This is a genomic window from Xenorhabdus poinarii G6, from assembly GCF_000968175.1.
GTDB lineage: Bacteria > Pseudomonadota > Gammaproteobacteria > Enterobacterales > Enterobacteriaceae > Xenorhabdus > Xenorhabdus poinarii.
This window is the reverse complement of sequence record NZ_FO704551.1, coordinates 1,611,319-1,629,587: the sequence shown is the minus strand read 5'-3', so window position 1 is coordinate 1,629,587 and position 18,269 is coordinate 1,611,319. Positions and strand designations below refer to the sequence as shown.

The 18,269-nt window shown below is 41.7% G+C and carries 14 protein-coding genes and 1 tRNA gene; 5 read left to right on the top strand and 10 right to left on the bottom strand.

Translation table 11 applies throughout. The features are described 5' to 3' along the window. Positions 1-46 precede the first annotated feature (46 nt). From oppF to XPG1_RS07445, 6 genes are all read right to left on the bottom strand, one after another. Entirely contained in the window at positions 47-1,048 is a 1,002-nt protein-coding gene (oppF, locus tag XPG1_RS07470; protein WP_045958525.1) for a murein tripeptide/oligopeptide ABC transporter ATP binding protein OppF, read from the bottom strand. After that, complete coding sequence (locus tag XPG1_RS07465; protein ID WP_045958524.1) at positions 1,045-2,043, bottom strand: ABC transporter ATP-binding protein; 999 nt, start codon at positions 2,041-2,043, stop codon at positions 1,045-1,047. The genes oppF and XPG1_RS07465 overlap by 4 nt, the downstream gene beginning before the upstream one ends. Positions 2,044-2,052: 9 nt before the next feature. Beyond that, entirely contained in the window at positions 2,053-2,961 is a 909-nt protein-coding gene (gene oppC, locus XPG1_RS07460) for an oligopeptide ABC transporter permease OppC (RefSeq protein ID WP_045958523.1), read from the bottom strand. Positions 2,962-2,976: 15 nt separating this feature from the next. Next, entirely contained in the window at positions 2,977-3,897 is a 921-nt protein-coding gene (gene oppB, locus XPG1_RS07455; RefSeq protein ID WP_045958522.1) for an oligopeptide ABC transporter permease OppB, read from the bottom strand. 86 nt (positions 3,898-3,983) lie between these two features. Continuing rightward, positions 3,984-5,627: an oligopeptide ABC transporter substrate-binding protein OppA gene (oppA, locus tag XPG1_RS07450; RefSeq protein WP_045960555.1), complete on the bottom strand. Its 1,644-nt coding sequence runs from the start codon at positions 5,625-5,627 to the stop codon at positions 3,984-3,986. 125 nt (positions 5,628-5,752) lie between these two features. After that, positions 5,753-7,393, bottom strand: coding sequence for an ABC transporter substrate-binding protein (locus tag XPG1_RS07445; protein WP_045958521.1), 1,641 nt, complete (start codon positions 7,391-7,393; stop codon positions 5,753-5,755). A gap of 871 nt (positions 7,394-8,264) precedes the next feature. Here XPG1_RS07445 and adhE point away from each other — a divergent pair. Next, positions 8,265-10,925, top strand: a complete 2,661-nt coding sequence (adhE, locus tag XPG1_RS07440) for a bifunctional acetaldehyde-CoA/alcohol dehydrogenase (protein ID WP_045958520.1) — start codon at positions 8,265-8,267, stop codon at positions 10,923-10,925. A 133-nt stretch (positions 10,926-11,058) separates the two neighbouring features. On the opposite strand, the gene XPG1_RS07435 is transcribed toward adhE, so the two are convergent. Then, on the bottom strand, positions 11,059-11,655 hold the full coding sequence (locus XPG1_RS07435; RefSeq protein ID WP_045958519.1) for a thymidine kinase: 597 nt from the start codon (positions 11,653-11,655) through the stop codon (positions 11,059-11,061). Positions 11,656-12,299: 644 nt separating this feature from the next. Here XPG1_RS07435 and XPG1_RS07430 point away from each other — a divergent pair. Further along, positions 12,300-12,698, top strand: coding sequence for an H-NS family histone-like protein (locus tag XPG1_RS07430; protein WP_045958518.1), 399 nt, complete (start codon positions 12,300-12,302; stop codon positions 12,696-12,698). Between the two features lie 231 nt (positions 12,699-12,929). On the opposite strand, the gene XPG1_RS07425 is transcribed toward XPG1_RS07430, so the two are convergent. From XPG1_RS07425 to galU, 3 genes are read right to left on the bottom strand one after another with little or no spacing between them, the layout of a single operon-like run. Continuing rightward, entirely contained in the window at positions 12,930-13,946 is a 1,017-nt protein-coding gene (locus XPG1_RS07425) for an NAD-dependent epimerase (RefSeq protein WP_045958517.1), read from the bottom strand. Positions 13,947-13,954: 8 nt separating this feature from the next. Continuing rightward, the gene (locus XPG1_RS07420; protein WP_045958516.1) at positions 13,955-15,298 is read right to left on the bottom strand and encodes a UDP-glucose dehydrogenase family protein; all 1,344 of its coding nucleotides are present in this window, start codon (positions 15,296-15,298) and stop codon (positions 13,955-13,957) included. Positions 15,299-15,322: 24 nt separating this feature from the next. Beyond that, on the bottom strand, positions 15,323-16,240 hold the full coding sequence (gene galU / locus XPG1_RS07415) for a UTP--glucose-1-phosphate uridylyltransferase GalU (RefSeq protein ID WP_045958515.1): 918 nt from the start codon (positions 16,238-16,240) through the stop codon (positions 15,323-15,325). A 341-nt stretch (positions 16,241-16,581) separates the two neighbouring features. On the opposite strand from galU, the gene XPG1_RS07410 reads away from it, so the two are divergent. The 3 genes from XPG1_RS07410 (at position 16,582) to XPG1_RS07400 (ending at position 18,260) form a co-directional block, all read left to right on the top strand. After that, positions 16,582-17,043 carry a YchJ family protein gene (locus XPG1_RS07410; RefSeq protein WP_173425866.1) on the top strand — a complete coding sequence of 154 codons (462 nt, stop codon included), beginning with the start codon at positions 16,582-16,584 and terminating at the stop codon, positions 17,041-17,043. Between the two features lie 66 nt (positions 17,044-17,109). Further along, positions 17,110-17,958 carry a formyltetrahydrofolate deformylase gene (purU, locus tag XPG1_RS07405; RefSeq protein ID WP_045958513.1) on the top strand — a complete coding sequence of 283 codons (849 nt, stop codon included), beginning with the start codon at positions 17,110-17,112 and terminating at the stop codon, positions 17,956-17,958. A 217-nt stretch (positions 17,959-18,175) separates the two neighbouring features. Beyond that, positions 18,176-18,260: transfer RNA gene (locus XPG1_RS07400), tRNA-Tyr, on the top strand. The last annotated feature ends 9 nt before the right edge of the window (positions 18,261-18,269 follow it).

Here is an 18,269-nt window from a genome sequence, read left to right as displayed (position 1 = left end):
TTAAATTCGTGACAATGTCACTTTGATGTATTCACTCTATCTCTGGTTAGAGCGGATCAACCTTCAAACAAGACACGGCATGTTTAAAGCTTCCCTCCAGCAATGGCCGGGTCTTCGCACATTCAGCATCCGCCATTGGACAACGGGTGCGGAATACACATCCAGAAGGAGGATTAATCGGTGAAGGTAACTCGCCTTCCAATAATTCAATCTGTTTATTGCGCTCTTTGTCTGGATCAGGGATCGGCACCGCTGACATAAGCGCACGGGTATATGGATGTAACGGATTATGGTAGACCTCGTCATAAGTACCCAGCTCGACCGCATTACCTAAGTACATCACCAAGACCCGGTCGGATATATGTTTGACTATCGATAAGTCATGCGCAATAAAGATCAGTGAAAGCCCCATTTCCCGCTGTAATTCTTGTAACAAGTTAACAACTTGCGCCTGAATGGACACATCCAGTGCTGAAACAGGTTCATCACAGATAACTAACTTAGGCTCCAGAATCAAGGCGCGAGCAATACCAATACGCTGACATTGCCCGCCAGAAAATTCATGAGGATAACGGTTTATCAGGTTAGGCAATAACCCAACCCGCATCATCATCTTTTTAACTTTTTCTTTGGCTTCCTCATTTTTCATTCTGGGATAATACGTTTTTAATGGCTCGGCAATAATATCGCCGATGGTCATACGTGGATTCAGCGATGCTAGCGGATCCTGAAAAATCATCTGGATATCATTGCGAATATCCCGCCATTGCTTGTCATTCATATCCAGCAAGTTTTGGCCAAGCCATGACACTGCGCCACCAGACGCTTTAACTAACCCAATCACAGCTCTGGCAAAGGTTGATTTCCCGCAACCGGATTCCCCCACTACGCCTAATGTTTCCCCTTCGTAGAGCCTTAAAGTAACACCGTCTACTGCCTTTAAGGTTTTTGCCTGCTGCCAGAACCATTGTTTTTCATCTTTAATATCAAAATAAACTTTGAGATCATCGACTTCCAATAAAACCCGTTTTTCAGCTATGGCGCTCATACTAATTCCTCCTGAACTCTGAAGCAGGCACGCAAGCGCCCAGGGCCGAATTTTTCTAACTGAGGTTCTTCACAAGCACAACGTTCAGTGGCAAATTGGCAACGTGGCTGGAATGGACATCCCTTCGGCAAACGCAACAAATTAGGTGGATTACCCGGGATTGTTTCTAATGATTCTTCATGATCGTCCAGACGAGGAACTGCATTCAGCAATCCAATTGAGTATGGATGTGTCGGATGGTAAAACACGTCACGCGCTGTACCATATTCCATCGTTCTCCCCGCATACATCACTAATACTTTGTCACAAATACCTGCGACCACGCCCAGATCATGTGTAATCATAATGATGGCAGTATTAAATTCTTTTTTCAGTTCGTTAAGCAACGTCATGATCTGAGCCTGAACCGTGACGTCTAATGCCGTTGTCGGTTCATCAGCAATCAGTAACTTCGGTTGGCATAAGAGCGCCATTGCAATCATGACGCGTTGACGCATACCCCCCGAAAATTCATGTGGGTACATTTTCATCCGTTTACGCGATTCCGACATCTTAACGGCATCCAACATACGGATAGATTCTTCAAAAGCCTCGCTTTTACCCATATTTTTATGCAACATCAGGACTTCGGTTAATTGATCACCGACCCGCATATACGGGTTAAGGGAAGTCATGGGATCTTGAAATATCATCGAAATCTCTTCTGCCCGCATTCGGTTCAGCGCTTTTTCATTCAGATTCAGTATGTCCCGGCCATTAAAAATCGCCGAACCACTGACAGCACCATTACTGGCCAACAACCCCATTAACGCAAATGCTGTCTGTGATTTACCCGAGCCAGATTCCCCCACAATCCCCAACGTTTCTCCGGCCTGTAAGTCAAAGTTCAGTTTGTTCACAGCCGTTACATGACCGTCAGGTGTATTGAATACCACATTCAGCTCTTTTACCGATAAGAGTGATGCAACATTTTTTGAAGTTTCTACGCTATTCATAGGCTCTCCTTAACGGTCTTTCGGGTCGAGGGCATCTCGCAGGCCGTCACCAATAAAGTTAAAACAAAACAGGGTCATGACCAGAAAGCCCGCCGGAAATAGCAGTAACCACGAAGCCACTTCCATTGAGTTTGCACCATCACTTAATAAGGCGCCCCAACTGCTGAGGGGTTCCTGAGTTCCCAGACCAAGGAAGCTCAGAAAGGATTCAAACAAGATCATACTGGGGACAAGTAATGAGGCATAAACCACCACGACGCCCAAGACGTTTGGAACGATATGACGCAGAACAATATGACGGCTTGAAACACCACAAACCAACGCGGCTTCAATAAATTCCTTGCGCTTTAAACTCAATGTCTGGCCACGCACAATACGTGCCATGTCCAGCCATGAAACCATGCCTATCGCCACGAAAATTAACAGGATGTTTTGGCCGAAGAAAGTCACCAGAAGGATAACGAAGAACATGAATGGGAAAGAGTTAAGAATTTCCAACAAACGCATCATGATAATATCAATTTTGCCACCGAGATAACCTGATGTCGCACCATATAAGGTGCCCAATAACACGGCAATCAACGCGGCAGCAATGCCAACCATTAATGAAATACGTCCACCAATAGCAACGCGTACCAACAGATCACGTCCCGATGAGTCAGTGCCAAAATAATGCCCGGATGCAAAATCTGGTGGCATCGTCATCATACTCCAATCGGTATCGTCGTAAGTAAATTGGGACAACATGGGGGCAAAGATGACAAATAATGTAATCAATAATAGAACACATAAACTCGTCATCGCTGCTTTGTTATGCGCAAAACGCCGGCGTGCATCCTGCCACAAGCTGCGACCTTCAATTTCCAGCTGCTCAGAAAAATTTTCCAGCGCTTGGCTATTTTTTTTATTCAGTAACATGGTGTGCTCCCGTCTTTAGTAACGAATTTTTGGATCAATGACGGCATACAGCACATCGACGATGGCATTAAACATAATCGTCAGACTCCCCACCAGAATCGTCAAACTGAGTACCAGTGAGTAGTCACGGTTCAATGCGCCATTAACGAACAATTGCCCCAATCCAGGTAAACCGAAAATAGTTTCGATCACCATAGAGCCGGTAATAATGCCGACAAAGGCAGGTCCCATATAAGAAATGACAGGCAATAGCGCTGGCTTCAGGGCATGGCGAAGAATAATCGTTCTTAATGGCAAACCTTTAGCCCGAGCCGTACGAATAAAGTTGGAATGTAAGACTTCGATCATGGAACCGCGGGTAATACGGGAGATGCTGGCAATATAAGAAAGGGAAAGTGCGACCATCGGCAAGAGCATATATTTAGGTGTTCCGCCATTCCAGCCTCCTCCTGGTAGCCATTTTAATACTATGGCAAATATCAAAACTAATAAGGGGGCAACGACAAAGCTGGGTATGACCACCCCGGTCATGGCAAATCCCATCACCGTGTAATCCCATTTGGTATTCTGATTTAATGCAGCAATCACGCCTGCACTGACCCCAAATATGATTGCCATCATAAAAGCCGCAAATCCCAATTTAGCCGAAACAGGTAAAGCCTCTGCAACTAAATCATTGACACTGTAGTCTTTATATTTAAATGAAGGGCCAAAATCTCCTTTGGAAAGCTGGATTAGGTAGTGGAAATATTGTTTATAGATGGGATCATTCAGGTGATATTTCGCTTCAATGTTTGCCATCACTTCTGGCGGCAGCTTTCTTTCCCCCGTGAATGGGCTACCCGGTGCAAGCCGCATCATAAAAAACGAAATCGTAATAAGTATAAACAGTGTCGGGATCGCCTCTAAGCAGCGGCGTAAGATAAATTTTAACATTGCCCGTTCCTATTATTTAGCCAAACCGTGGCTTTTAATTATCTGACAGCAGGTGACCCAATCTCAGTCGGGCCACCGTCTTATTCCTAATGTTTTATTATGTATAGATCTTTGGTATGGAAATTATCCAAGGGATCTTTTCCGGTATAACCACCGACATAAGGTTTTAAAAAACGAGTGTTTGTATAGTAAAAAATCGGAACAATGACAGAATCTTTATCTAATTGTGCATTGGCTTTGGCATACACTTCCGCGCGTTCTTCATCCGTTTTGACTTGCAATGATTTTTTCATTAATGCATCAAATTCTTGGCTCTTATAGTGTGAGGTATTATTACTGCTATTGGATAACATAGGGTTCAGGAAAGAGGAGGCTTCGTTGTAGTCAGCACACCACCCTGCACGGGCAATGTCATAATTACCCTGATGGCGGGAATCGAGGAACGTTTTCCATTCCTGGTTTTCGAGAGAAACGTCAACACCGATATTCTTTTTCCAAATGGAAGCCGCCGCAATCGCTAATTTTTTATGCAGATCTGAGGTGTTATACAGTAATTTAATCTTCAGCGGGTTATCTTTGGTAAATCCGGCTTCGGCCAACAATTTTTTAGCTTCTTCGTTACGCTGTTGCTGATTTAATTTAGTGTACCAGTCCGGTTTTTCATCTTTAAAATCATGAATATAGGGTGGCGTATAGCCATAAGCAGGTAAATCCCCCTGATTTTTCACCTTATTCGTGATCAGATCTCTATCCATACCCAGTTTCAATGCAGTACGTACGCGAGGATCGTTAAGTGGTGGCTTTGCATTATTAATTTCGTAGTAGTAAGTGCATAATTTCGGATTGGATTTCAACTGTTCGGGGATCTCTTTTTTCAATTTTTGGAACAATTCAACCGGCAAATTTTCATAGGTCATCTCAATTTCGCCGGCCCGATAGCGGTTAACGTCGGTAATTTCCGAAGAAATAGGCAGGACAGTCACCTGATTAATGATCGTTTTTTTGTCATCCCAATACGTCGGGCTACGCTCCAGGACAAGACGTTCGTTAATCACCCAACTTTTCAGTTTATAAGCCCCATTACCGACAAAATTTTGCGGTTGTGTCCACCGCTCACCATATTTTTCTATGGTTGCACGAGGGACTGGCGATGTCGTCGGGTGAACGAGTAAGCGGACTAAATAAGGAACGGGTTCACTGAGTGTTAATTGTAGGGTATGGTCATCTAATGCCTTAATGCCCAGTGCCTCAGGCTTTTGTTTACCTTTGATGATATCGTCAATATTAATAATATGGGCATATTGAAGGAAACTGGCGTAAGGGGAGGCCGTATTTGGATCGGATATCCGGCGCCAGCTGTAAACAAAATCCTGAGCAGTGACAGGGTCACCATTAGACCATTTTGCATCTTTACGTAAATGGAATGTCCAAACTTGAAAATCTTTATTCTCCCAACGTTCGGCAACACCTGGGATAATCTTACCGTCAGGATCATTGATCACCAGCGTTTCAAATAAATCACGCGCAATGTTAGATTCCGGTACACCTTCAATTTTATGCGGATCTAATGATTGTGGTTCAGACCCATTATTGCGAACAAATACCTGTTTTGCTGAATCGGCAAGTTGCACACCCGCAGGTACTTGCGCTGCAAAGGCCGTCCCTCCCATCATCATGCTCAGTGCGACTGTTATACCAACAGCAAGCCTTTTCTTCGTTGTATTTACCATCTTATTCTCACTCCAATTGATATTGATCTTACCCACCAGAGTCATACCCACACATTGAAATAGTTATGATCTGTATTTGAAGTGGGCTATTTCGTTTACGGCAAAACTAGATTTCACAATGGCGATCAATTATCCACCTTTTTAATATACAAATTTTTTAAATCAACATAATCCAGCGGATCTTTCCCTGTCATTCCCCCAACCGTTGGACGAATGAAGCGCACGCTGACACGGTAATAAACCGGTATCAATCCTGAATCTTTATCCAACTGAGCTTCAGCCAACTGATAAAATGCCTTACGTGCTGCATGATCTTTAGTCATCAAGGCTTGACGAAGATAGCCATCAAACGCGCTACTTTGGTAGAAAGCAGTATTATTACTGCTACTTGATAACAGCGTATTCAAGAAAGAAGAAGGCTCATTATAATCGCCACACCATGTTGCTCTGGCGACATCATAATGTCCTTGATGACGATTCTGGAGCGAGGTTTTCCATTCCTGATTTTGCAAAGTGACTTTCGCACCAAGATTTTTTTGCCACATCGAAGCCGCTGCAATGGCTTGTTGCTTATTTTGTTCTGATGTGTTGTAAAGCAAGGTAAATTTCAGGGGATGACTGGCATCAAAACCCGCTTCTTTCAACAATTCCCTTGCCCGTTGATTACGTTGTTCCTGTGTCCAGCCAGCCCATGCCGGATGAATCGTCAGGCCATCACCAATGTACGTTGGAGTAAATCCATAGGAGGGGATTTGCCCCTGCCCCATAATTCTTTCCGTGATAATATCCCGATCAAGGCTCAGTTTTATGGCCTCTCGCACCCGTTTATCTTTAAATAGCGGATTTTGATTATTGATTTCATAGTAGAACGTGCATAAGTAAGGTGAAATTTGTAATTGTTCAGGAATATCGCGTTTCATTTTTTTGTATAATTCAGGAAGAATTGCATTATCAGTAATATCGATTTCCCCACTACGATAACGGTTTATACCACTCACGCCTGAAACAATCGGCAAAAAAGTTCCTTTTTCAATAATGCTTTCTTTATTGTTCCAATACCGGGAATTACGGGTTAAAACAATACGTTCATTGACGACCCAATCTTTCAATAGATAAGCACCGTTACCTATATAATGTTCCGGCAATGTCCACTTATTCCCCCATTTTTCAATCACATCCTGTCTGACAGGTTTCATTGCCGTATGGCTCAGCATATCCACCAGATAAGGAACAGGCTGACTCAGTGTGACCCGGAAACGGTGATCATCCAGCGCTTCAACACCCAATTGTTCCGGCGATTTTTTTCCTTTCAGAATATCATCGGCATGTTGAATATAGGCATAGTGTAAATAACTGGTATAAGGTGACCCTGTTTTTGGATCCGCCAGACGACGCCAGCTATAGACAAAATCCTGCGCAGTAACAGGCTGACCATCACTCCATTTGGCATCATCACGTAAATAAAATGTCCAGACTTTATCATCTTCATTTTCCCATCGTTCTGCGACACCCGGCCGCGTTTCGCCATTTGGCCCGGTGGTTACCAGCCCTTCCAACAAATTGCGGATAATGATCGTTTCTGGCGAACCTTCAACTTTATGCGGATCCAATGAAGTGACTTCAACACCATTGTTAACAGTGATTTCTTGTTTTTCAGCTAGCGTAACACCTGCCGGCACAATCGCAGCCATACCCTGTGCCGCAGGAATAGAGAATAAAACGATACTCGAAAGCAGCTGATTCAACGTTGGTATTTTTTTTCCCATTTTTCTTTTTCGCTCCAGGTCATAAGCAGTCAATGAATCGTTCTTAATCTACTCACTCTGATCATTTACTTATTACGTTAACAGATGGTCATTTCCTCAATAAAAAACGATATGCACATGATAATTGTTATTTATTATTTACAATGATTTGTTGAAACATGAAAACCTTTCATTCCTATTGCATACAATTCATTTAAACTATCAATATAATCAATTGATAAATATTAATTTTATTTTTTCCATCCAGGCTATTCCCATGAAACTTCATCAAAATAGATAATAAACATTATTTTAACAAAATGCAATCACAGCGGAGTAAAAATGCATCTTCATCACAAAACAGCAAGGCCAGTCACCAACCCGATAAGAGTATGAAAAGCAAAATAGTGTGAATAATTACAGTATGTATTTTGCAGAGAATACGAATTAAAAGGAACCAATAATGAACAATGGATTTAAAATTTATTTTTTCTTTCTCACCGTACCCAGAAAAATAAAAAAAACTTATCACAATACTTAAAAAACACGATAAATCGAGACGATTTTATTACTTTAAATTAATTAATATGACAATCCTTTCCAATGAATGATCACTTCTTTATCAGAAATAGAATAAAAATAAAGTTAATAATCTGTGCGTTCAACGTTAAATAAACGCTAAAATCCATTCAAATATTAACGAATATTTCCTATTCTAAAAATAAAAGCTAAAAATAGCTGAATTGAGTCAGCCTCATGTTTTCATGATCTAAATCACAATATAAACGGCTGTAAATGGTAAGCTCTATTTAGTTTCAAAGTTAAAACTTTAGGCAAGATAACTATTCCTATATTTATCATTTCATTAAGAAATTTATCAGGAGTAATATTTATGGCTGTAACTCAGGTCACGGAACTCAATGAATTAGTTGCTCGCGTAAAAAAAGCCCAACAGACATTTGCTTGTTTTTCTCAGGCGCAAGTTGATCGCATTTTCCGAGCGGCCGCTCTTGCTGCCGCTGACGCCCGTATTCCATTGGCAAAATTAGCCGTGTCTGAATCTGGCATGGGCATTGTAGAAGATAAAGTGATCAAAAATCACTTTGCTTCTGAATATATCTATAACGCTTATAAAGATGATAAAACGTGCGGTATTTTATCTGAAGATAATACGTTCGGTACGATGACGATTGCTGAACCTATTGGCCTGATTTGCGGTATTGTCCCAACAACCAACCCAACATCTACCGCAATTTTTAAAGCACTCATTAGTCTGAAAACCCGTAACGGGATTATTTTCTCCCCTCACCCACGCGCCAAACAAGCAACGAACAAAGCGGCAGCCATTGTTCTGAACGCGGCCATTGAAGCAGGCGCACCAGCGGATATTATCGGTTGGATAGATGAACCGTCCGTTGAACTTTCAAACGCCTTAATGCACCACCCTGATATTAATTTGATTCTCGCAACAGGTGGCCCAGGCATGGTAAAAGCCGCCTACAGTTCAGGCAAACCCGCCATTGGTGTCGGAGCAGGTAACACACCGGTCGTCATTGATGAATTGGCCGATATTAAACGTGCTGTCGCATCCATTCTGATGTCTAAAACGTTTGATAACGGTGTCATTTGTGCCTCAGAACAATCCGTCATCGTCGTTGATTCTGTGTATGAACAGGTGCGGGAACGGTTTGCAACTCACGGTGGATATCTTCTCCAGGGCAAAGAATTAACTGCAGTGCAAGAGATTATTTTAAAAAATGGCAGCTTAAATGCAGCAATTGTGGGTCAGCCTGCAACAAAAATTGCTGAAATAGCCGGTATCCATGTCCCGGAAAATACGAAGATCCTTATCGGTGAAGTGACGCTGGTGAGTGAAACCGAACCTTTTGCCCATGAAAAATTATCCCCACTGCTTGCCATGTACCGCGGAAAAAACTTTGAAGATGCGGTCGAAAAAGCTGAAAAACTGGTTGAAATGGGTGGTATCGGACATACTTCTTGCCTTTATACCGAACAAGATAATCAGGCTGAACGGATAAAATATTTCGGCGACAAAATGAAAACCGCACGTATATTGATCAACACCCCGGCATCGCAGGGCGGCATCGGTGACTTGTATAACTTTAAGCTGGCCCCTTCCCTGACACTGGGTTGTGGCTCTTGGGGTGGCAATTCTATCTCTGAAAATGTTGGGCCAAAACACCTGATCAATACGAAAACCGTTGCCAAAAGAGCCGAAAATATGTTGTGGCATAAACTTCCAAAATCAATCTATTTCCGACGCGGTTCTTTACCTATCGCATTGGAAGAAGTGGCGACTGAAGGAACGAAACGGGCTTTTATCGTCACGGATCGCTTCTTATTTAATAGCGGTTATGCCGATCAGGTTATCAATGTCTTGAAATACCATGATATTGAAACCGAAGTCTTCTTTGAAGTCGAAGCAGATCCAACATTGAGTATCGTCCGTAAAGGGGCGGAGCAAATGCATCTGTTTAAACCTGATGTCATCATTGCTCTTGGCGGTGGTTCCCCTATGGATGCAGCCAAAATTATGTGGGTCATGTATGAGCATCCCGAAACCCATTTTGAAGAACTGGCGCTGCGCTTTATGGATATCCGCAAACGTATCTATAAATTTCCGAAAATGGGAGTGAAAGCGAAAATGGTTGCCATTACCACCACATCAGGGACAGGTTCAGAAGTCACGCCTTTTGCCGTCGTCACCGATGATGTCACCGGGCAAAAATACCCTTTAGCAGACTACGCATTGACTCCTGATATGGCGATTGTCGACGCCAATCTGGTCATGGATATGCCAAAATCGCTATGTGCTTTTGGCGGACTGGATGCTGTCACCCACGCATTGGAAGCTTATGTTTCTGTTTTAGCGAATGAGTACTCTGATGGGCAAGCATTACAAGCATTAAAGCTACTGAAAGATTTTCTTCCCGCCAGTTATCATGACGGGGCAAAAAACCCGGTTGCCCGCGAACGAGTGCATAACGCAGCAACCATAGCCGGTATTGCCTTTGCGAATGCATTTCTGGGTGTATGCCACTCTATGGCGCACAAACTGGGTTCTGAGTTTCATATCCCGCATGGTTTAGCTAATGCGCTGTTAATCTGTAATGTGATCCGCTATAACGCTAACGATAATCCAACAAAACAGACTGCATTCAGCCAATATGACCGTCCACAAGCACGGCGTCGTTATGCAGAAATTGCAGACCATTTAGGGTTAACGGCCCCCGGTGATCGCACTACTGCTAAAATTGAAAAACTATTGGCCTGGCTAGAAGAAATGAAGTCTCAACTGGACATCCCGGCCTCAATTCGCGAAACCGGTGTGCAAGAGGCTGATTTTCTGTCCAAAATAGACAAACTTGCAGAAGATGCCTTTGATGATCAATGTACTGGGGCTAACCCACGCTATCCATTAATTTCTGAATTGAAGCAACTATTATTAGATTCTTTTTATGGCCGTGAATTCACAGAACAAGACCGATCTCAAGAGTCCATAAAAGCAAATAGGAAAAACAATAAGAAATAATAATAAATAATAAGCTGAACGATGAAATTCAAAAGGCGTTGGGATAACCCAACGCCTTTATATTGTCTCTTTTTTTCATCTGTCAGTTTTATACTTTTCGATAACAACTTTTCGATAAGCAACGAGGGGAGTATTAAGCTTTTTTTGCCTTAGCCTCACGAATAATGTCAGTATAGTGCCTACGACATACAGAGACGTATTTTTTATTACCACCAATATCCACCTGAGCCCCATCGTAAACAACGTTACCATCACCGTCAAAACGAAGCGTACGGCTGGCTTTTCTACCACAATGACAGATGGTTTTCAGTTCCACTAATTTATCGGCCCAGGCGAGAAGACATTCACTTCCGCTAAATAACTCACCTTGAAAATCGGTTCTCAGACCATAACAAAGAACGGGAATATCGTCATAATCGACAATCGCACAAAGCTGTTCGACATGTTCTTTCGTCAAGAAATGGCATTCATCAATCAAAACACAATGAACTTTTTTTGCCTCATTCTCACGTCTGATCAGCTCAGCAATATTTGTTTTGGGTGAGAACAACAACGCTTCTGCGGATAAGCCAATACGGGAGCTGACCTTTCCTTTACCGAATCGTGTATCAATTTCTGCAGTAAAGATCAGCGTTCTCATTCCTCTTTCGTTATAGTTATAGGAAGATTGCAATAAAGAAGTTGATTTCCCTGCGTTCATGGCAGAATAATAAAAATAAAGCTGAGCCATTGGCCCGTCCATCCTCTTGTCAAATTTAATCAGGCGATATAACAATGTTAGTTTACCACAAACTCTGGCTGAGATTATCCTAGTTATCGTCAAATGTGGCGGAACAGAAAAAAATTAGAATGAATAAGAAAAACTATTTTCATGATAGTCATCACATTTGCGCATATAAAATCAGCACCATAAGTATTTATTGCATGCCAAATGAACAAAATTAACGTCACAAGGATATCGTTATTTTTACCTCCATCCTTTGAACATGAATAATCATAGTGGTTTACTTTTGTTCAATTCATACATCCTAATCATAACTTATGGATTCCCCATAAAAAAACGGTTATCTCATCCTGACTCGCCTACTTATTTCAAACTAAACAGTTAACATTACTTACGAATTGGTTATAAATTAGTTTTATCCCCTCGGGTCTATCCCTTACTCAACTTTACAGTAATCCTTCTTCACGTTTATTGAAAAAAGGTAGTCTCAAGAGCAGAATTAAAACACAATATATCGATTCTCAAAAAAATTGCATTTTAAAATGACATGTTTTAGCCTGATAAAGTAAATTCACTATTGCAGAAAATAAAATAGCATTCTATTATTATCCCTACATCAGCCATCATTAATTATATTTGAGACCAGGACAATGAGCGAAAATTTAAAATCCTTAAATAACATCCGTACCTTGCGCGCACAAGCAAGAGAATGTGAACTTAGCACTCTAGAAGAAATGTTGGAAAAACTGACGACTGTTGTTGAAGAACGTCGTGATGAAGAAAGTCAGGCTCGCGCACAAATAGAAGAGCGTACTCGTAAGCTTGAAGAATACCGTGAAATGCTGGAGAAAGACGGTATTGAATTAAGCGATTTATTGGATGCTTTAGGTGGTAAATCTACGGGTAAATCTAAACGTGCTGCTCGTCCGGCTAAATATTCATACATTGATAACGGCGAAACCAAAACCTGGACAGGCCAAGGTCGTACACCCGCTGTGATCAAAAAAGCACTTGATGAAGGCAAAAAACTGGAAGATTTCCTGATCTAATCCTTTGTTTTGTAAACTAAATAACAGAAATACCCTATTGAGGGTATTTTTGTTTTATGATTAAAATAACTAACTAGGTTAATTACGGGCTGGTGTAAAAACACAACGAGTTATATTAACAGCTAAATCGCTTTCATATTCTCAATGTGATAAAAAATAACTTAACACTGACTTAGTTTTTTATTAACATAATCTTATAAAAAAAGGAGCATTGAGCTCCTTTTTTTAGTTTTACTGAGTCGGCTTCTGATAAAAGCTCAAATACCAATCGACAAACTGTTTCACGCCTTCTTTTATCGGAGTATCCGGCGAAAAGCCAATCTTACTGTAAAGTGCGCTTGAATCTGCACACGTTGACAATACATCGCCATCCTGAATTTCCATAAAGTTTTTCTGTGCTTCAATCCCTAATGAAGTTTCAATGGCAGCAATAAAATCCCCTAGCTTTGTTGGCTGCCCATTCCCGATATTGTAAACCCGATAGGGGGCTGCGCTGGCAGATATCTGTCCATCTTCAACCAACCAATCTTTATTAGAAGTCGGTATGATAGCCTGCAATCTGATTATAGATTCAACAATGTCATCAATATAGGTGAAATCTCTCACCATATTGCCATGGTTATAAACATCAATCGACTGACCTTCTAACATCGCTTTAGTAAATTTAAATAAAGCCATATCAGGCCGACCCCACGGCCCATATACGGTAAAAAATCTTAATCCAGTCGTGGGAAGTTGATACAGGTGTGAATAGCTATGAGACATTAACTCATCGGCTTTTTTCGTTGCTGCATATAACGAAACCGGATGATCAACCGAGTCATCGGTAGAAAAAGGTTGTTTTTTATTTAAGCCGTATACTGAACTGGAGGAAGCATATAATAGATGTTCTACCTTATGATGGCGACAACCTTCAAGTATATTGATATGACCGATGATATTAGCATCGATATAGGCCATTGGATTTTTTATTGAATAACGTACACCGGGTTGCGCGCCTAAATGGATCACGCGCTGAAATTGATGCCTGGCAAACAATTCCGGTATCGCAATTCTGTCAGCCAGATCTAATTTTTCAAATTTAAAATTTGAATAAGGGAGTAATAAATTTAATCTCGCCGTCTTCAGATTAACATCATAATAATCATTGAGGTTATCAATACCGATAACCTCATACCCCATATTTAATAACCGCTGACTAACATGAAAACCAATAAAACCAGCAGAACCTGTAACTAAAAATTTCATATATTAACTCAAATGACTGGTTTGATTGAGGAGCCGCGACCAATGCCATAGTATATAAAACCACGTGATTGCAGGCGTTCAGGATCATAAAGATTGCGCCCATCAAAAATCACTGGTGTTTTTAATGCATCTTTAATCACATCAAAATCTGGTGCTCTGAAGTTTTGCCACTCTGTACAGATAATCAAAGCATCAGCGCCTTTTAATGCAGCTTCTTTTGTTCCCATTAACGCTAAGTCATCACGCTGCCCATAAATACGCTGAGCTTCCTGCATCGCTTCAGGATCATATGCCTGAACTTTAGCACCACATTCCCATAAGGTTTTCATCAACACAAGGCTTGATGCCTCACGCATATCATCTGTATTAGGTTTAAATGACAATCCCCAAATAGCAAATGTTCTACCTGATAAGTCATGACCGAAATGGTGTTTGACAAAATCAGGCAATTTACCCTTCTGTTTCTGATTGACCTGCTCCACTGCCTGAAGAATTTTTGGTGTATATCCAATTTGTTCAGACGTTCGGATCAATGCCTGAACATCTTTAGGGAAACATGAACCGCCATATCCACATCCCGGATAAATAAAATGGTAACCAATACGAGAGTCAGAACCGATCCCCTGGCGGACATTTTCAATATCAGCGCCCAACATTTCTGCCAGGTTCGCCATTTCATTCATAAAACTGATTTTTGTCGCCAACATGCAGTTAGCGGCATATTTAGTCAGTTCTGCACTGCGGATATCCATCACTATCATGCGATCATGATTACGATTGAATGGCTCATACAGTTCACGCATGATATCAACCACAGCGTCATTATCACAGCCAATGATAATACGCTCAGGGCGCATACAATCAGCAACAGCGGCGCCTTCCTTCAAAAATTCAGGGTTGGAAACAACATCAAATGAAAGCGCTACATTGCGCGCCGCCAATGTTGCTTGCATCGCGGCTCTGACTTTATCAGCCGTACCGACCGGGACAGTTGATTTATCAACAATGACTTTGTCATCATCCATGTTTTCCGCAATCGTTTTGGCGACAGCAATAACATACTTCAGATCAGCAGAACCATCTTCATCAGGCGGTGTTCCTACTGCGATAAACTGTAATTTGCCATGAGCAATACCGGCTTTAGCATCCGTTGTAAAATTTAACCGCCCTTCAGCATGATTTTTCTTTACCAAAGGGGTTAATCCCGGCTCAAAAATAGGAATTTGGCCATTTTTCAAGTTTTCAACTTTTGTTGCATCAACATCAACGCAAAGTACGTCATGTCCGACTTCAGCAAAGACGGTTGCTTGCACTAAGCCTACATAGCCAATACCAAATACAGTAACTTTCATATCACACCTTAAATTACCAGTAGATTATTCTTTAACCTGATTCTGCAAGGTCATTATCCAATCCGTGAACGATTTACCTAAATCCTTATGCTTCATGCCATATTCAACAAATGCCTGCATATAACCCAGTTTGTTGCCACAATCATGGCTACGGCCCTGCAAATGATAAGCCTCAACAGGCTCTTTTTCCATCAGCATGGCAATAGCATCTGTGAGTTGTATTTCTCCGCCCGCACCAGGAGGGGTTTTCGCCAGTAATGGCCAGATCTTTTCAGATAATACGTAACGGCCAACAATAGAAAGGTTCGATGGTGCTTCTTCTGGTTTTGGTTTTTCAACAACACGGACAATCGGCTTACTATCACCGGGCTGTAAATGTTCACCCAGGCAATCAACAATGCCATAATCCGAAACCTGTTCCACGGGAACGGGTTCAACCAGGAGCTGGCTTGTCCCATTGCGGTTAAACCGTGACAACATTTCACTCAAATTATATGTTGATAAATCAGCGCTGTACTCATCCAAAATGACATCAGGCAGAATCACAGCAAATGGCTCATCGCCAATAAGTGGTTTAGCGCATAACACCGCATGTCCCAATCCTTTTGCAATACCTTGACGGGTTTGCATGATGGTCACATGATTTGGACAGATAGACTGTACTTCCTCCAATAACTGGCGCTTAACCCTTTGCTCAAGGATCGCTTCCAACTCAAAGCTGGTATCAAAATGGTTTTCTATTGAGTTTTTAGATGAATGTGTAACCAGAATAATTTCATTAATACCAGCCTTAATACATTCGTTGACGACATATTGAATCAACGGCTTATCCACCAGAGGTAGCATTTCTTTCGGAATGGCTTTAGTTGCAGGCAACATCCGGGTTCCTAAACCGGCAACCGGTATAACCGCTTTTTTTACCTTTTTATTGATTACTGACATTACATCGTCTCCTACCGATTGTTTTCACTGAAAAAATTCCTTTACAGCTTAAACAATCGCATTAACTTTCAGAAAAAATCGTCTATATGAAGAAAATCGCACTTGTAAAAATAACGCGCCCGAGTATACCAGTTAATTCAACCAGATATACAGTGCACTGGTATTGAATCACACTTCAATGATTCGCTATCCGGAATTGCCATAAAATGAAGCTTCGTTTACGTATTATTAATCAGTGATAGCCGAATAGATCTGGACTACTTATACTCTTATTATATTCCCATATCTCGTTGCTATATTGCTGAGATTAGCAGCAATCACTTTAAAAAATTGGAGTTATTTTGACAATAATGTGTCCCTGCGGCAGTGGCTCATCTTTCGCTCTTTGCTGTCGCCCCTATCTCGAAAACCATCGTCCTGCCCCAGATGCTGAATCCTTGATGCGTTCCAGATATAGTGCTTATGTTACACAAAATACAGATTACCTTATCGCTACCTGGCACCCAGATTGTCAGGCTGAAAACTGGCGGGCGGAAATAGAACAAAGTTTTGCTGGCGTACAATGGCTAGGATTAAACGTGCTGGAAACGGATCAAGAGAAACATCATCACGAAGCCTATGTTGAATTTTCCGCTTGCTTTATTGAACCAGGAAAGCAAGATAAGCAATTAATTCATGAGCGCTCACGTTTTTTGCACATCAACCAACGCTGGTTTTATATTGATGGCACTCGTCCCCAGGTCGGCCGAAATAGCCCTTGCCCATGTGGTTCAGGCAAAAAATACAAGAAGTGCTGCGATTGAATGACTGTCTGATTTCAAACATCACAACTCACACACAATGAAAAATAGTTGAGGATTTCGTTGTCCATGCAAAACGCAAACATACAAAAAAAAATCTTGCGTACAATCTGTCCTGATTCAAAAGGGTTAATCGCAAAAATCACCAATATTTGTTACAAGCATCAATTAAATATCGTGCAAAATAATGAGTTCGTTGATCATCTTACCGGACGATTTTTTATGCGTACCGAACTGGAAGGTATTTTTAATGATGAAACCCTTCTGGCGGATCTGGACGATGCTTTACCGGCGGGTTCAAATCGTGAATTAAATACAGCAGGTCGACGTCGTATCGTTGTTATGGTGACAAAAGAAGCGCATTGTATTGGTGATATTTTAGTAAAAAGTGCCTACGGCGGGCTGGATGTTGAAATTGCGGCTGTCATCGGCAACCATACTATTCTGCAACAGTTAGTTGAACAGTTTGGTATCCCATTCCATTACATCAGTCATGAGGGGTTAACTCGCGAGCAACATGATGAAGCCTTGATGACTCAGATTGATCAATATCAGCCCGACTATGTTGTATTGGCTAAATATATGCGAGTTTTAACACCCGCGTTTGTTCAGCATTATCCGAACCAAATCATCAATATCCATCACTCATTCTTACCCGCCTTCATCGGTGCTCGTCCCTACCATCAGGCTTATGAGCGTGGTGTAAAAATTATTGGCGCGACCGCTCATTATGTAAATGATAATTTGGATGAAGGGCCTATCATCACTCAAGATGTCATCAATGTGGATCATACCTATACGGCAGAAGAGATGATGCGTGCAGGACGAGATGTTGAGAAGAATGTGTTGAGCCAGGCATTACACTGGGTGTTTTCTCAGCGGGTCTTTGTCTATGGTAATCGTACCGTCATTCTTTGATATGCATTGAAATAACGTGCCATGACATGAGAGGGAAAAATACACGCTGCCATAAAAGGTGCTTTCCCTCGACAGCAGCGTCCAATAGGTTGCATCTTGATCGTTAAGATCAAAAAACAGTCGTTCAATACGTTATTTTCAATTATCTGCTTTACAGCGGCGGTTTATTTGATATTATGCCGTCCGCTGCTAACGACAGCACACAATTCAAAAATCTGGTGGGGTTCCCGAGCGGCCAAAGGGAGCAGACTGTAAATCTGCCGTCACAGACTTCGAAGGTTCGAATCCTTCCCCCACCACCATGAAAGATT

Coding starts and splice junctions, on each gene's coding strand:
- XPG1_RS07425 (WP_045958517.1), bottom strand. CDS start 13,946: ATGAAATTTTTAGTTACAGGTTCTGCTGGTTTTATTGGTTTTCATGTT.
- XPG1_RS07465 (WP_045958524.1), bottom strand. CDS start 2,043: ATGAATAGCGTAGAAACTTCAAAAAATGTTGCATCACTCTTATCGGTA.
- oppB (WP_045958522.1), bottom strand. CDS start 3,897: ATGTTAAAATTTATCTTACGCCGCTGCTTAGAGGCGATCCCGACACTG.
- oppC (WP_045958523.1), bottom strand. CDS start 2,961: ATGTTACTGAATAAAAAAAATAGCCAAGCGCTGGAAAATTTTTCTGAG.
- oppF (WP_045958525.1), bottom strand. CDS start 1,048: ATGAGCGCCATAGCTGAAAAACGGGTTTTATTGGAAGTCGATGATCTC.
- purU (WP_045958513.1), top strand. CDS start 17,110: ATGCAAAACGCAAACATACAAAAAAAAATCTTGCGTACAATCTGTCCT.
- adhE (WP_045958520.1), top strand. CDS start 8,265: ATGGCTGTAACTCAGGTCACGGAACTCAATGAATTAGTTGCTCGCGTA.
- XPG1_RS07435 (WP_045958519.1), bottom strand. CDS start 11,655: ATGGCTCAGCTTTATTTTTATTATTCTGCCATGAACGCAGGGAAATCA.
- oppA (WP_045960555.1), bottom strand. CDS start 5,627: ATGGTAAATACAACGAAGAAAAGGCTTGCTGTTGGTATAACAGTCGCA.
- XPG1_RS07430 (WP_045958518.1), top strand. CDS start 12,300: ATGAGCGAAAATTTAAAATCCTTAAATAACATCCGTACCTTGCGCGCA.
- XPG1_RS07420 (WP_045958516.1), bottom strand. CDS start 15,298: ATGAAAGTTACTGTATTTGGTATTGGCTATGTAGGCTTAGTGCAAGCA.
- XPG1_RS07445 (WP_045958521.1), bottom strand. CDS start 7,393: ATGGGAAAAAAAATACCAACGTTGAATCAGCTGCTTTCGAGTATCGTT.
- galU (WP_045958515.1), bottom strand. CDS start 16,240: ATGTCAGTAATCAATAAAAAGGTAAAAAAAGCGGTTATACCGGTTGCC.